Source organism: Rhizobium azibense, from assembly GCF_004342325.1.
In the GTDB taxonomy this organism is placed as follows: domain Bacteria; phylum Pseudomonadota; class Alphaproteobacteria; order Rhizobiales; family Rhizobiaceae; genus Rhizobium; species Rhizobium etli_B.
This window is the reverse complement of record NZ_SMBJ01000004.1, coordinates 157,985-173,072: the sequence shown is the minus strand read 5'-3', so window position 1 is coordinate 173,072 and position 15,088 is coordinate 157,985. Positions and strand designations below refer to the sequence as shown.

Sequence of the window (15,088 nt, the reverse complement as noted above, 5' to 3'; positions counted from 1 at the left end):
GGCTTGGCATTGCTCGCGAAGATTTGAAAGCGCGCTTCGATCGGCTAATATAGAAGTCTGGTTTCAGGCGCTTAGCCGATCGGAAATGACGATGCCGGAGCAACAGCAAGGCGAAAATTCGACTGTCGACAGCGCCGCGGACGGCGCAAACCGTCCGGCGGGTGCGTTCGGCGGCCTGTCGGGGAAGCTGCTTTGGCTGACTGTCCTGTTCATCATGCTCGCCGAAGTGCTGATCTTCTTCCCTTCCATCGCCAGCATGCGCATACGCTGGCTGGAGGACAAGCTGAACACGGCTGCTGCCGCCGCCATCGTTATTGATGGCCTGCAGCCCGTCGAACTGCCGTACGCATTGCAGAAGGAAACATTGGCGGCGACCGGCACGAAGGCGATCGTTCTTCGCAAGGAAGGCACCTCCAGGCTTCTGGCGATGAGCAGCATGCCGACATCCGTCGATGAGCAGTATGACCTGACCAAGGCCACGCCGATCAGTTCCATGGGAGACGCATTGGATACGCTGCTTTTTGGCGGCAACCGCATCATCCGCGTTTACGGTCCGGTCGGCGAGACGAACATGGGCGTCGAAGTGCTGATGAAGGAAAAGCCGTTGCGCACGGCGATGCTCGTCTATGCACGCAATGTTCTGCTCCTCTCCGTGCTGATTGCGCTCTTCACCGCGACGCTGATTTTCTTCGTCATTAATCGCATCCTGATCCGCCCGATTCGCAGGCTGACCGGCAACATGCAGCAGTTTTCGGCCGATCCGGAAAACCCGCAGCATATCTTCGTGGGCGATGGCGGGCGCGATGAACTGGCGGTCGCGGGACGGCGTCTGACGGCAATGCAGATGGAACTACAAAAGACGCTGAAGCAGCAGAAGAATCTTGCGGCACTTGGCCTTGCGGTTTCAAAGATCAATCATGACATGCGCAACATCCTTGCCTCGGCACAGCTGATGTCAGATCGTCTCGTAGATGTCGATGACCCGATGGTTAAGAGCTTCGCACCGAAGCTTCTGCGCACCATCGATCGCGCGGTCGGCTATACGACGGAAGTGCTCTCCTTTGGTCAGGCAAGCGAATCGGCGCCCCGCCGGCGGCGGGTCAGGCTCTACGATCTGACGCAGGACGTTCGGGATATGCTGGCGATCGATCCGCAGAGCGGCGTTGAGTTTGCCGAGCAGATGCCGCCGGACATAGAGATCGATGCCGATAGCGAGCAACTCTTCCGTGTGATTCACAATCTCTGCCGGAACGCGTTGCAGGCGTTGACCGGCGAAACTGCCCCTGACGGCGTCAAACGCATCACTGTATCGGCCCAGCGGGTCGGTAGCGTCGTCAGCATCATCGTTGACGATACCGGGCCGGGCATGCCGATGAAGGCCCGGCAGAATCTCTTTGCGGCCTTCCGCGGTTCGGCCCGCAGCGGCGGCACAGGCCTCGGACTTACGATCGCGCGCGAACTGGTCCTGGCGCATGGCGGCACGATCGCCCTCGTCGAGAAGCCCGCGGCCGGCACGCAGTTCCGCATCGAAATCCCGGACCGGCCGGTTTCGCTGGAGGACTACCGTTCGCGCACCCAGGCGGAAAAGTGATGCAAATTCCGCATCTCAGCCATCTGCAACCAAAGTCGTGATTTTTTTCGAATTGCTATTGCATTCGCCAAAAGGACGCTTTAGAGGATCGCCCACGCAAGCGGCACGGCCGCTTTGGTACGCACCCGTAGCTCAGCTGGATAGAGCACCAGACTACGAATCTGGGGGTCAGGAGTTCGAATCTCTTCGGGTGCGCCATTACTTCCCATAAAAACAAATACTTACGCAGAGCCCTTTGGGCTATTTTTCTGTGCCCATTCACGCACATGGGCGTCGTCGCGCGCTTCGAAGCCAAAGGACGATCGCGACGAAGCATCCCGCATCGCGCTTGTCCGCCGTCTTTGGTGCGAAGCAACCGACCCGCGTGTGCCGCTTGTCTTTCACGACTAAAAAACGGCCGCGGGTCATGACCTCATCAATTCAGGCCTGGAAGAGCTGCAGGCGCAATCTGAGGCAATGGACGATCCCTTGATCGCCAAAAAGCACACATAGTGGGAAAGCAATGGCCATGAGACGCGCCGCATCTGCATCGTCTCGCACGTCGGCTGCTGCGTGAACGGAACGTTCGACCGAGAACCCCTCGCTTGGGATTGCGACATTCTCAGGAGAAGGCGCCGGCGGTCATCCGCTGGCAAACGGATCAAACCGGCCTCCTCCCTTCCGCTAGTCTGACCCGTCTTTTTTTGCCCGCTCGATGAATTTCCCAGCGACCGCTTTGCCAAGTGCGGCACCGGCCTGGTTGACCGCAGGCGCGTGCGCTGTATCCGCCGCCCGCTGAGGAACAGGCGACCGTCCCGCGTTGGCCCCAGAAGTACGGCGCTTGCGGCTGACAGGTAGGCATGGGGATAGAGGTATCTTGCGATCCGGACGGCGTGTCTCAGCACAGTCGCCTCGATATCCTCGCCAGCATCGACATAGATGCCGCGCATGAGCTGGACGAGTTTTCCCGTCTCAGCCTGGTAGTGGCTACGAGCCTTATCGATGTTTTCTCCGACCAGATGCAGCGGCATTTTCCAACTTTCGCGTATCTCACATACGGGAAAGTTGGCATCTACGATGTCGAGAAAACAAGATTTTCTAACTTTCGCGTGTTTCATATACGCGATAGTTATAAATCGCGACGCAAGCCACTCAAAATATGTAGGTGGTTGGTTTGCTACTCAATCAGCTCATCGAATGGGGGCTTGTGTCCGATAACGGCGTGCTCGTTCCCAACGGGCCCCTTCGCTGTGGCACAAGACCCGGATCGCGTACATCATCTCGCTCCGCATCCTCGACAACGTCTTGCTAGGCCCAACCTAGGTAGCGCAGAAATATCGTAAGAGTGTGCCGGCCGTTTTCGTCCAGAAGAACGGCGACGATTATACGGGAATAGGCTTTCTGGCGACCAACCGGGGCGATACGCAAAAGTTCGTTGTCGTAACTGCCAAGCATAATGTCGATCCAGGCGATGACATCACCTTTGTTAGTTTCGGATCACCAGAAGGCGTGACATACACGCCTCTATGGCGGTTGGGATGAAGTCAAGCTTTGTTCATTTGATTGGTCATAAGACCGGTTTGTGACCAGAATTATATACATATTTCCGCGCGCCGGGCGCGACGGTTGAGAAGTTCGGGGTGTCATGAAGTTGGTTGTACGGAGTTCTTTGGCTAAGCCTTCACGGAAAATCTGATCCGTGGTTCGGCTTCGGCCCCACAGGCGCGCATCGAACGCCAAACGGCTGCCCCCGCGCCGATCTAACTCCTTGGCCGCCCTTGGGCATGGCATAGGACATGAGGCGTGGGACCGAGCCCGCAGACACGTCACCCCTTCACTCGTCGATCTGATCGCGCGCCAGCTGCTCTGGATTCTTGTTGCTGTCGTTCACGTTGGTTGACTCCGGCAATTGCTCGTTGACTCCACCGGCGTACAACCTAGACGACTCATCGGAAAAGTTATACAGCCACTTCATCTGCGGCCGGCTGTCCATGAAGTCAATGAGGGCCCACCCTGTCGACGACCGGGATTGTGTGATCTACGGCCGGTGGCTGAAGCGGGCGATTTGCGCATCTTTCATCAGACTGCGAAAGTTAGGCCCACTGACATGCACCAGTGTCTTGTGGTCACCGCCTTCGAAATAGACGTCACTCGCCTCGCCGAGGCTCTCGTCGAGGATGACAGGCACATCGTAAGCAGATCCGATGGGTGGTACCGCGCCAATGTCGCAATCCGAAAAAAGCGAGCTAACCTCCTCCTCCGAGGCGAGACCAAGGCGCCTGTTCATCAGATCCTGCAATGTGGAGAGCTCGATCCGGTGTGTGCTCGGAACAACAGCAAGGACGTAGCCCGTTTCGTGATGGACGACCACGGATTTGGCCAGCCTGCTGCCCGGAATGTGTGCGGCTTGCGCCGACTGGCTGGTTGTTGCAGTGCGGTGATGAGCGACGGTGTCGTAAGCGATACCCTCACCGGCGATATAGTCCTGAAGTTTCCCCGCGATCGTCATCGTAGGCACTCCCTATGTTTGCCTGGGACGCATAAGGACATTTTCCTCTCATCATCCGGGAAGTCAACGACGAATGGGCGGCTGCAAGTGTAGGCGTTGGGAGACCGTCCTCGATCAACTTGCTTAGTTTCGCGCAATCTTGCGCAGGTATCGTCGTCCAGCGCCGAAGTGGTGCGGAGCGGGGCGCGGGGAGAATTATGAAGGCGAGAACCCAGGTTGTGATTTCGATGGCGGCGGTCGCGGTCGTTCTTGCCGGATGTGTCACCTATGACGCCAAGCCGGTTCTCTATCCCGTGGCAAGCCCGGTCAATCCGCCGTTCATTGCTCACGTGATGTGCATCGGCGAAGCCAACGCGATGTATAGCGAAGCGGCGCAGCAGTACAAACTGCGTGCACAGATGACTGGTGACTATGATAGCGCCGAAGCCGAAGCGCTCTCGCGCGACGCTGCGCGCAGGCAATATGATGCCTGCGCCTCGTCCGAAGGTTATCGCGCCGTCTACGAACGATCTGGCAGTCCGTAACGCTCTTATTGACGGTGGGGAATTTCTTGCCGGCTGGTGTGGCGGCATCTGCCCGCGACCATCTCTTGCACTAAGTGCAAAAATGCAATAGATAAAAAAGTGCAATAAGGGATCCTTTGCCGATGGCGTCTGCAAATCGATGTTCGGGAAGCGGTGCCTGGCAGGTAAGGGCGTTTGATTTCAAAAGTGGGGCCAATCAACATGACAGCAGACATGGCATGCTCGGATTTCCTGCACTTCTTCCGTTCGTGGATCACCAATCCACTTCGCGTCGCTGCAATCGCTCCCTCCGGCGTTTCGCTTGCCAAGCTGATGACGAAGGAGATCGCCGCGCTTGACGGGCCGATCATCGAACTTGGCCCCGGTACGGGAGTTTTCACCAGGGCGCTGCTTGCGCGCGGCCTCAAAGAGGCGGATCTAACGTTGATCGAGTATGGCCCGGAATTCATCGATGGCCTCAAGGCCCGCTTTCCGGCCGCCCGTGTCCTGCAGATGGATGCGGGGCATCTGGCACAGGCCGAAATCTTCCAGGGCGAGCCAGTTGGGGCAGTGGTGAGCGGCTTGCCGTTGCTTTCGATGTCGCCGCGCAAGATCACCGCCATTCTCGCTGGCGCTTTCAGCTACATGCGGCCAGGCGGTGCGTTTTACCAATTCACTTACGGGCCACGCTGCCCTGTGCCGCGGCCAATCCTCGACCGGATGGGACTCAAGGCAACGCATATCGGCGGCACGATGCGGAACCTGCCGCCTGCCGCAGTCTACAGAATTTCGCGCCGCAAGCCGCTTGAGCTGTCGCGGGAGCGCTGCAAATATCATAGCAGGCAAGCGGAGGTAAAAACGGCCGCTGGGGAGATTGGCGGCTGATGCAATCGAACGCAGATGGCTGAATCGAAACAGACCAGAACCGCCGAAGGGCGCCGCGAGCGCAAGCGACGCCAGACGCGCGAGCGTATCGAGCAGGCGGCAATGACGCTGTTTCTCGAACGTGGATTTGACGCCACGACGATCGAGGACATCACGGAATCAGCCGACGTGTCGAAGCGCAGCTTTTTCGATTATTTTCCCTCCAAGGAAGAGGTCGTTTTCGCCTGGCAGGACTCCTTTGCCGACCGGCTGATGGCTGCCATCGCCGCAAGGCCGAAGAGCGACTCGCCGCTCAAGGTCGTTGAAGAAGCAATCGTGGAAACGGTCGCCGCTTCCGCCAATGAACGTGGTCTCGCCCTTGGTGAACTCATCCGTCGCACGCCCGTGCTAAAAGCGCGCGATCAGATGAAATATGCAAAACTTGAGCACAAGCTGACCGAAGCCATGGTCGCAAGAGGCGGCGAAGGCAAGGACGTCCGGGCGCGCATGCGCCTTCTCTCTGCGATTGTCATCGGTGCATTGCGTGTCGGCGGAGAACGTTGGCAGGAACGTCCGCCAGAAGGCCAGCTCGAGGCTTTTGCGAGGGAGCTTTTTGCCGATCTTTGGAAGACGCTGGCGGATTTCGGCGACGAAGCGAAAAATCGGCGTTAGCCAGCTGCACTTGACAGAATGATTTTTAACCAATTGATCAAAATTGCTGCAAAATGAGGCGTCTTCGTGATGCCATATAGGGAGCCATGCGTGGCGTGCATTGCTGCATTGCGGTAATAACCCTATTCTCGATCAAATCAATCGGCTATTTATAGCTTCGTAAGCAGCGCACTCCTCCTCCCAGCGCTCTTACGCAGACTGGTAACACTCCTCCTCCCAGTTGCCAGTCAGGATCAAGAGCCCGGTGCACCTCCTCCCGCGCCGGGCTCTTTTCTATTTTCAGCCCCGAAAAACGCCCTGCCCATCTTTTGCGAAGCGAACCGGCTATGTGCCTTATTTGACTCCCCTTGCGCCCGCGGCTTATTTGAGCGGCAGCCGTAGAGCGTTCAGCCAGGTGTCGATGTTGGAGTAGGGATGTTTGACGGATCGGGGGCCATGCGGAAGATGCTTGCGAGCCTGACGCTTGCTGCCTTGCTGCTATCGGCCTGCGGCGGACGGCACATCGGCGTGATGACGCCGGTTGGATCCGTGCTGCCGGGCACGTCGAAAGTCGACCTTCTCGTCGCAACAACGCGCGCACAGGACAAGGATCCCTCCGTCCTCTTTTCCGGCGAGCGCGGCACCGGCCTGATGGTCAATGCGGTCAAGGTTTCGATACCGCCGGATGCCAATCGCAAGGCAGGTCAGGTGCAATGGCCGAAGCGCCTGCCGGCAGATCCGCTTCGCGATTTCGTCACAGTGTCGGTCGATCCGCTCGAAGGAGAGCGGGCAGGCGAGGTTTGGTTGAAGAATCACATGCCGAAGAGCCGCCGCGTGCTGGTCTTCGTCCACGGCTTCAACAATCTCTACGAGGATTCCGTTTACCGTTTCGCGCAGATCGTTCACGATTCGCATGCCGACGTGGCGCCGGTCGTCTTCACCTGGCCGTCGCGTGGAAGTATCTTCGACTATAATTACGACAAGGAAAGCACCAATTATTCCCGCGATGCGCTGGAAGAGCTGCTGCGCCGCACCGCTCAGAACCCAGCCGTCAGCGATATCACCATCATGGCGCATTCGATGGGCACCTGGCTGACCGTCGAGGCGCTGCGCCAGATGGCAATCCGGGATGGGCATGTTGCAAGCAAGATCAATAACGTCATCCTTGCCTCGCCCGATCTCGACGTTGATGTTTTCGGGCGGCAATTCGTGAGCCTCGGCAAGGAGAGACCGCATTTTACCATCTTCGTTTCGCGCGACGACCGGGCGCTCGCGCTTTCGCGCCGCATCTCCGGCAATATCGATCGCCTCGGCCAGATCGATCCTTCTGCCGAACCCTATCGCAGCAAGCTCGAGGCGGCGGGCATAACCGTCCTCGATCTCACCAAGCTCAAGGGCGGCGACAGGCTGAATCACGGCAAATTCGCCGAAAGTCCGGAAGTCGTGAAGCTGATCGGCGACCGGCTGATCGCCGGCCAGACGATCACCGATTCGCAAGTCGGTCTTGGCGAAGCCGTTGGTGCGGTTGCGATCGGCGCTGCGCAGACGGTCGGCAGCGCAGCCAGCGTTGCCGTGAGCACCCCGATCGCGATCTTCGATCCACGCACCCGCCGCAACTATGATGCCCAGTTGAAGCGCTTCGGCCAGTCGGTGGAAAATACCGCGGGCTCGGTCGGCGATACGGTCGGTGCCGGTTTGCCGACACAATAAAATTCCTCATAGGCATTCACCTCTTTCTGATATATCACAACGCAGGTCATGCCGGCCTTGCGTTGATGGATGATGATATGACGAATGAAAGGAAGCAGACGGTCGCCGTTGTCGGCGCAGGCGTAATCGGCGCATCGATCGCCTTCGAAATGCAGCGACGCGGTTTTCAGGTGACGCTGATCGACAAGGGCGAGCCCGGCCGTGGCACGTCCTACGGGAATATGGCGAGCATCGCTCTCGATTTCGCCGCCGGTTCTGGTCCGGCGACCTGGAAGAAAATCCCCCGCTGGCTGATAGATGCCGAAGGGCCGGTTTGGTTGCGTCCGTCTTACGCACCGAAAATACTTCCGTGGTTCCTGCGTTTCCTCGCTGCTGGCCGCCCGTCCCGTTTGCGCCGGATCGAAGATGCAGGCATGAGCCTGACCCGCCGGGCGCTGGGCGATTTCCGGATCATGCTTTCGGCAATCGGCGCACCGGATCTCATGACGGAGGAGGGCTGCCTTGCCGTCTATGAGACGGAAGCCGAATTTTCTGCCGACCACGGCCATATCGAATTGATGCAGCGCTACGGCTTCAATTTCGAGATCTTGAACAGCGGAGCGATCCGCGACTACGAGCCGGAACTTTCGCCCTCGATCGCCAAGGCCGTGCTCTTGCCGGACAACAAGTCGATCCGGGATCCCTACCAATTGGTGGTCAACCTTGCGGACGCCGCTCAGGCGGCCGGCGCGCGTTTTGTCCCAGGTGTCGTGCGCAATATCGAACGCAAATCGGCGGGCAATGCTGTCGTGCTGCTCGAGGACGGCGGCCGCATCGAGGTTAATTCCGTGATCCTGGCAGCCGGCGTGCACACGCGCGAGCTTGCCGCAAAACTTGGCGAGCCGATCCCTCTGGAGACCGAGCGCGGCTATCACACGCAGATCATGAAGCCCGGAATCTCGATGCGCTATTCGGTCATCTGGCCGCATCGGGCTTTCATGGTGACGCCGACGGCCGGCGGTATTCGCGTCGGCGGCAACGTCGAACTGGCGGGGCTCGACGCGCCGCCGGATTTCCGTCGCCCGCGATTGCTCGTGCGCCATGCGCAGCGTGCGCTGCCGGGTTTGAAGATCGAAGAGGCAACCGAATGGATGGGGCATCGCCCGGCGCTGCCGGATACGATCCCGATCATCTCGCCTTCATCGAAGATGCCGGGGATATGGTATGCAACCGGCCATGGCCATCTCGGCCTGACGCTTTCGGCGACGACAGCGCAGCTGATCGCCGATATGGTGATGGGGCGCGAACCAACGGTCGACATGATCCCCTTCCGTATAAACCGATATTAGGAGGAACCGATGTCCGATAATACGAAGCCTGTAGCGCTGATTACCGGTGGCGGCCGCGGGATGGGCGAGGCGATTGCCCGCGAGCTGGCCGCGCAGGGCTATCTTCTGGCCTTGATGTCGCCCTCCGACAGCTGCGAAAAGCTCGCCCTCGAGCTTGGCGGTGTTGCCTCTCGCGGCGTGGCGGAAAAGGCCGAAGACCTCCAGGCGATTTTCGACCTGACGATGGAGACTTATGGCCGCATCGACGCTGTCGTGAACCACACAGGTCATCCGCCGAAGGGTGACCTCCTGGACATCACCGATGAGATGTGGACGCTTGGTTCCGACATGATGATCCTGTCGCTGGTGCGTATGGCCCGTCTCGTGACCCCCGTCATGCTCAAGCAGGGCAAGGGCGCTATCGTAAACATCACGACCTTCGCCGCTTATGAACCGTCACTGATCTTCCCCGTTTCCTGCACCTATCGCGCGGCGGCAGGCGCCTTTACCAAGCTTTATTCGGATCGCTATGCTGCGGATAATATCCGCATGAACTGCATCCTGCCCGGCTATATCGACAGCCTTAACCACAAGCCTGAAACCGCCGACAAGATTCCGATGAAGCGCATCGGCCACATGGAAGAGATCGCAAAGACCGCGGCTTTCCTGCTTTCCGACGGCGCGGGCTACATCACGGGTCAGAATATCCGCGTCGATGGCGGCGTCACCCGTCACGTTTGATAGGAGATAAAATGAGGTGGAAGCGTACCATCCAGCTTCTGGACGTTCACTGTGAAGGCGAGATCGGCAAGGTCGCAATTGGCGGTGTGCCGAAAATTCCCGGCGAAACCGTTGCCGAGCAGCTTCATTGGTTGAATACCGATCCCAAGGGCAGCGAGCTTCGCCGTTTCCTCTGCCTCGAGCCGCGCGGCGCGCCGATCGGCTCCGTCAATCTGCTCTTGCCGGCCAAGCATCCCGATGCCGATGCAGCCTTCGTCATTCTGCAGCCGGATCAGGCGCATGCGAGTTCGGGTTCGAATTCGATTTGCGTCACGACCGCGTTGCTCGAATCCGGCATCGTCGACATGAAGGAACCTGAAACCGTCGTCACACTGGAGACTGCGGCCGGTCTGGTAAGGGCGGTGGCAACCTGCCACGATGGCCGCTGCGAAAAGGTGCGGCTCACCATGGTTCCGGCTTTCGTCCATCAACTGGACGTCGAGATCCAAACGCCGCATTGGGGCAAGGTCAAAGCGGACATCTGCTATGGTGGCATCTTCTACGCACTGATCGACGTCCGCCAGATCAACCTGACGATTGAGAAGACGAATGCCGCAGGCCTCGTTCAGGCAGGCATGATCCTCAAGGAGATCATCAATCGCGAGATCTCGGTCATACATCCGGAAATACCGGCCATCTGGGGTGTTGCCTATGTGATGTTCCGCGATATCGAGGCGGATGGCGCGGTGCGCACCTGCACGACCATGTGGCCGGGCCGCGTCGACCGCTCGCCCTGCGGCACCGGCAGCTCGGCGAACCTGACTGCGCTCCATGCACGCGGCAAGGCCAAGGTCGGCGATATCTTCAGGTCGCGCTCGATCATCGGCTCGGAATTCGAGGTAGGCTTGCAAGCGGTGACCGAAGTTGCAGGCCGCCCGGCCATTATCCCGACGATCACAGGCCGCGGTTTCACCTTCGGCCTGTCGCAGGTGGCGCTCGACCCCTTCGATCCGCATCCACACGGCTTTGCGCTGACGGATGTCTGGGGGCCGCAGGCGGGCGAGATTTAAGGGTCAATAGTCGAATGGCTCGACCTCGGCCCTGGCGCCTTCGCCGGCAGCCTTCGGGTAGATGACGCCCTTGCGCAGGATGACGTTGGCGTAGAGACGCGGCTCGCTAGTCTGAATGACGGCGTGGGCGGCGCGAACGCGGTTATAGAAATCCTGTCCGACGAGCGGCGTCACCTGACGATGCGGCTCGTGCCTGGCGCAGCAGTCGATGATCTCCTCGTGCACGGGATCGAGCTTTTCGCGCTCGGCCTTGACTGTCGAGCGGAAGATTGCTTCCGGCACGAAATCGTCGATCGGCAGCACGCTCAGAACCGCATCGAGCACCGGTATGATGCCATGGCCGTCGAGACGGATCAGGCGCCGCCCATGCTCGAGGCCCGGATAATTGCCGTCGACGATGGCGATCTCGTCGCCGTGGCCCATTTCGCGCAGCGTCGAAAGCAGTTGCGGACTCAAGAGCGGATCAAGTCCCTTCAGCATTTTCGATCTCCTTGAATAGTACATTCTGGTCGGTCAGATAGCGCGCGAAAATCGGCAGGCTCGCGCCACCGATCGCGCGCGCTTGCGCCCCCACCGCACCCTCGATGATTTCTGGCATCACAACACCCTGCAGGTCGAGTTTCGCGGCCTCGCGGATTGTTGCGCTTACGATACGCTTGCGCACCCAGCCGGGGAAGCCGCCGTCTATGACGGCTGCGCTGAAATCGATGATCGAGGCGGCGGCAACGATCGCCTGCGCAAGGGCTTTCGCGGTATCCTGGATCCAGGTCTCCATCGGCGGGCCGAAGTCCACCCAGTCATCGGCGGAATACCAGAGCGGCTGAGGATCGATGCCTTTCTCGCGCAGCATGTTTTCGAGCACGAAGATCGAGGCAATGTCGAGAAGCTGGCGGTTCTCGCCATTCTTGCCGCGCACCGGAAGCGGGCCGATCGCGCCGGCAGTGCCGGTTCGGCCGGAGAAGATCGCCGAGTTGAGGACGATGCCACCGCCGATGAACGAGCCTATGAAAAGATAGACGAAATCCGGGTAGGATGGGCCGACGCCGAAGACGAGCTCAGCGCCGCAGGCGCTGGTGGCATCGTTTTGCAGATAGACCGGATGTGAAAGGCTGGCGGCAACTTCGGCCTGCAGGTCGAACCCGCGCCAGACATCCATCGCGCCGGCGGGCGCACCGACCTCGTCTGCCCAGTTCCAAAGCTCGAACGGCGCGGCAATGCCGATGCCTGCGATCCGGCTCCGTTGCCTCTCTTCGAGCTTGCTTTCAAGCTCCCGGATGCCGGAAATGATGAAGGCGAGAATTTCGTCGGGCAGGGGATAGGCATAGGTGCGGTGCAACTGCATGCGGATGCGCCCGACGAAATCCATCAAAACCAGATCGGCGCTGCGCCGGCCCATCTTTACACCGAAGGAATAGACGGCGTCGGGATTGAGGTGCATCGGGATCGACGGCTGTCCGACGCGACCGCGAACGGGTTCGCCTCTTGAAAGCAACCCCTCTCTCTCCAGTTCCCTCATGATGACGGAAACGGTTTGAGCAGAAAGGCCGCTGCGGCGGGCGATGTCGGCCTTCGAAAGCGAGCCGTAAAGGCGCACCAGCGAAAGGACCAGCCGCTCGTTATAGGCGCGCACCCTGACCTGGTTCGCGCCTCCCGCCGGATTTAGAATAGGTGGTGTGCCCGGCGCGTGCGTCGGACCGTCCAAGGACGACATTGGCCCACTCCTCCCGTTCATTGGCCTATGCCTGATTTGGGATCAACATGCCACATGGAATTAATAATTCAATTGGATTTATTTATTGACAAGCGAATTTCTTTTCGTTCTTAATTGCGGTCGTCAACAGTGTGGGACGGCTTCGGAGGAGGCCTTGACTGACTCTGAGGTGTCGTCCCGTGTCTCAATTCCGGTATGCCATGGGGCGTTCCGGCTAATCTCTGGGAGGAGTTCATGAAGAAATCAGTTCTGGCTTTCGGCGCGCTTGCACTCGGCGTTGCTTTTTCCGCTCCGGCCATGGCCGCGGATGTTTCGGCCTGCCTCATCACCAAGACGGACACCAATCCGTTTTTCGTCAAGATGAAGGAAGGCGCGACGGCCAAGGCGAAGGAACTCGGCGTTACGCTGAAGTCCTACGCCGGTAAGATCGACGGCGACAGCGAAAGCCAGGTTGCTGCCATCGAAAGCTGCATTGCCGATGGCGCTAAGGGCATTTTGATCACTGCATCGGATACCAAGGGCATCGTTTCGTCGGTCAAGAAAGCGCGCGACGCTGGCCTGCTGGTCATCGCCCTCGACACGCCGCTCGATCCCGCCGATGCCGCTGACGCGACCTTTGCGACCGACAATCTGCTCGCCGGCAAGCTGATTGGTCAGTGGGCCAAGGAAACGCTGGGCGACAAAGCCAAGGATGCCAAGGTTGGCTTCCTCGATCTGACGCCGTCGCAGCCGACCGTCGACGTTCTGCGCGACCAGGGCTTCATGATGGGCTTCGGCATCGACCCCAAGGATCCGAACAAGATCGGCGACGAGGACGATCCGCGCATCGTCGGCCACGACGTGACCAACGGCAACGAAGAAGGCGGCCGCAAGGCCATGGAAAACCTTCTCCAGAAGGATCCCAGCATCAACGTGATCCACACGATCAACGAACCGGCCGCCGTTGGTGCCTACCAGGCGCTGAAGGCTGTGGGAATGGAGAGCAATGTGCTGATCGTATCGGTTGACGGCGGCTGCCCGGGCGTCCAGTCGGTCAAGGATGGCGTAATCGGCGCCACCTCCCAGCAGTATCCGCTGATGATGGCGGCTCTGGGCGTCGAGGCGATCAAGAAGTTCGCCGATAGCGGTGAAAAGCCGAAGCCGACCGAAGGCAAGTCCTTCTTCGATACCGGCGTTTCGCTCGTCACAGACAAGCCGGTTTCCGGCGTCGAATCGATCGATACCAAGGTCGGCACCGACAAGTGCTGGGGCTGAGCCTGGCTATCTAGCCATAACGACGGCCGGGGCTTGATCCTCGGCCGTTTTCGACAGACGATAAGCTCTTGCCTCATGAACCGGCGTACGAAGACCGGAGCAATATGGGCAATAGCTTCCGCGCGCGGTTCGGCGCGAAAGCGGAGGAGAAAAAATGACCGGAGCACAGGAATTCGAACGGGTTCTTGACGGCAGCGACAAGAATGTCGCGTCGTTCGAACACCAGGACATCTCATTTCTGAAACGTGCGCAGCACTTCCTGCACTCGACGCCGGCAGCGGTGCCGCTGATCGTGCTGGTGCTGGCGATCATCATTTTCGGCATGGCGATCGGTGGGCGGTTCTTCTCGTCCTACACGCTCACGCTCATCCTGCAGCAGATCGCCATCGTCGGCATCCTCGGCGCGGCGCAGACGCTGGTCATCCTGACCGCCGGCATCGATCTTTCGATCGGCGTCATCATGGTCATTTCCGCCGTGATCATGGGCAACTGTGCCATCACCTACGGAATTCCAACGCCGATTGCCGTCATGCTCGGCATGCTGGTCGGCGGCCTATGCGGGCTGCTCAATGGTTTTCTCGTCGCCTACATGAAGCTGCCGCCGTTCATCGTGACGCTCGGCACGTGGAATATCGTTATGGCGACGAACTTCATCTACTCGGCAAACGAGACGATCCGCGATGCGGACGTGGATGCGCAAGCGCCGCTGCTGCATTTCTTCGCGCTCAGTTTCAAGGTCGGCAATGCGGTCTTGACGCTCGGCGTCATTGCCATGGTGCTGCTGGTGCTTGGACTCTGGTATGTTCTCAACCACACGGCCTGGGGCAGGCACGTCTATGCGGTCGGCGATGATCCGGAGGCGGCAAAGCTCTCCGGCATCCAGACCAAGAGCGTACTGCTCACTGTCTATGCAATCTCGGGCGTCATCGCAGCCTTTGCAGCCTGGGTATCGATTGGCCGCAACGGATCCATCTCGCCGTCTTCTGCGGTCACCGATTTTAACCTGCAGGCGATCACCGCCACCGTGATCGGCGGTATCTCGCTCTTTGGCGGCCGCGGTTCCATCCTCGGCACCTTGTTCGGCGCGATGATCGTCGGCGTCGTGTCCATGGGGCTCAACATGCTCGGAGCCGACCCCCAGTGGAAAGTCCTGCTGACCGGCGTGCTCATTATCGCCGCTGTCGCAATCGACCAGTGGATCAGAAAGGTTTCGGTGTAA

The 15,088-nt window shown here is 59.5% G+C and carries 13 protein-coding genes, 1 tRNA gene and 1 pseudogene; 11 read left to right on the top strand and 4 right to left on the bottom strand.

What is annotated here, in order from left to right:
* Positions 1–91 precede the first annotated feature (91 nt).
* Both EV130_RS11240 and EV130_RS11235 read left to right on the top strand, forming a co-directional pair.
* The gene (locus tag EV130_RS11240) at positions 92–1,591 is read left to right on the top strand and encodes an ATP-binding protein (RefSeq protein WP_074060012.1); all 1,500 of its coding nucleotides are present in this window, start codon (positions 92–94) and stop codon (positions 1,589–1,591) included.
* 121 nt (positions 1,592–1,712) lie between these two features.
* A tRNA-Arg gene (locus EV130_RS11235) sits at positions 1,713–1,789 on the top strand.
* A gap of 518 nt (positions 1,790–2,307) precedes the next feature.
* Here the strand turns inward: EV130_RS11235 and EV130_RS33315 are convergent.
* Together EV130_RS33315 and EV130_RS11225 are read right to left on the bottom strand one after the other, a co-directional pair.
* A pseudogene (locus tag EV130_RS33315) lies at positions 2,308–2,601 on the bottom strand (type II toxin-antitoxin system HipA family toxin); the annotation flags it as partial.
* A 1,007-nt stretch (positions 2,602–3,608) separates the two neighbouring features.
* Positions 3,609–4,079, bottom strand: coding sequence for an aminoacyl-tRNA deacylase (locus EV130_RS11225; RefSeq protein ID WP_074060013.1), 471 nt, complete (start codon positions 4,077–4,079; stop codon positions 3,609–3,611).
* Positions 4,080–4,276: 197 nt separating this feature from the next.
* Here EV130_RS11225 and EV130_RS11220 point away from each other — a divergent pair, with 197 nt between their 5' ends.
* The 7 genes from EV130_RS11220 (at position 4,277) to EV130_RS11190 (ending at position 10,904) form a co-directional block, all read left to right on the top strand.
* Positions 4,277–4,603, top strand: a complete 327-nt coding sequence (locus EV130_RS11220; RefSeq protein ID WP_074060014.1) for a hypothetical protein — start codon at positions 4,277–4,279, stop codon at positions 4,601–4,603.
* A gap of 201 nt (positions 4,604–4,804) precedes the next feature.
* Complete coding sequence (locus EV130_RS11215; protein ID WP_074060015.1) at positions 4,805–5,467, top strand: class I SAM-dependent methyltransferase; 663 nt, start codon at positions 4,805–4,807, stop codon at positions 5,465–5,467.
* A 15-nt stretch (positions 5,468–5,482) separates the two neighbouring features.
* Positions 5,483–6,118 (top strand): TetR family transcriptional regulator, encoded by a 636-nt coding sequence (locus EV130_RS11210; protein ID WP_132660300.1) that lies wholly within the window; start codon positions 5,483–5,485, stop codon positions 6,116–6,118.
* Between the two features lie 435 nt (positions 6,119–6,553).
* Positions 6,554–7,807: an alpha/beta hydrolase gene (locus EV130_RS11205; protein WP_425375568.1), complete on the top strand. Its 1,254-nt coding sequence runs from the start codon at positions 6,554–6,556 to the stop codon at positions 7,805–7,807.
* Positions 7,808–7,884: 77 nt separating this feature from the next.
* Positions 7,885–9,135 carry an NAD(P)/FAD-dependent oxidoreductase gene (locus tag EV130_RS11200; RefSeq protein ID WP_132660296.1) on the top strand — a complete coding sequence of 417 codons (1,251 nt, stop codon included), beginning with the start codon at positions 7,885–7,887 and terminating at the stop codon, positions 9,133–9,135.
* Between the two features lie 9 nt (positions 9,136–9,144).
* Positions 9,145–9,855, top strand: coding sequence for an SDR family oxidoreductase (locus tag EV130_RS11195; protein ID WP_132551102.1), 711 nt, complete (start codon positions 9,145–9,147; stop codon positions 9,853–9,855).
* Between the two features lie 11 nt (positions 9,856–9,866).
* Positions 9,867–10,904, top strand: coding sequence for a proline racemase family protein (locus EV130_RS11190; RefSeq protein ID WP_074060020.1), 1,038 nt, complete (start codon positions 9,867–9,869; stop codon positions 10,902–10,904).
* 3 nt (positions 10,905–10,907) lie between these two features.
* Here the strand turns inward: EV130_RS11190 and EV130_RS11185 are convergent, their stop codons facing one another.
* Together EV130_RS11185 and EV130_RS11180 are read right to left on the bottom strand one after the other, a co-directional pair.
* Entirely contained in the window at positions 10,908–11,384 is a 477-nt protein-coding gene (locus tag EV130_RS11185) for an RbsD/FucU family protein (RefSeq protein ID WP_074060021.1), read from the bottom strand.
* The gene (locus EV130_RS11180) at positions 11,368–12,615 is read right to left on the bottom strand and encodes an ROK family transcriptional regulator (RefSeq protein ID WP_074060022.1); all 1,248 of its coding nucleotides are present in this window, start codon (positions 12,613–12,615) and stop codon (positions 11,368–11,370) included. The genes EV130_RS11185 and EV130_RS11180 overlap by 17 nt, the downstream gene beginning before the upstream one ends.
* Positions 12,616–12,849: 234 nt before the next feature.
* Here EV130_RS11180 and EV130_RS11175 point away from each other — a divergent pair, with 234 nt between their 5' ends.
* Both EV130_RS11175 and EV130_RS11170 read left to right on the top strand, forming a co-directional pair.
* Positions 12,850–13,869, top strand: a complete 1,020-nt coding sequence (locus EV130_RS11175) for a sugar ABC transporter substrate-binding protein (RefSeq protein ID WP_022713541.1) — start codon at positions 12,850–12,852, stop codon at positions 13,867–13,869.
* A 154-nt stretch (positions 13,870–14,023) separates the two neighbouring features.
* On the top strand, positions 14,024–15,088 hold the full coding sequence (locus EV130_RS11170) for an ABC transporter permease (RefSeq protein ID WP_074060023.1): 1,065 nt from the start codon (positions 14,024–14,026) through the stop codon (positions 15,086–15,088).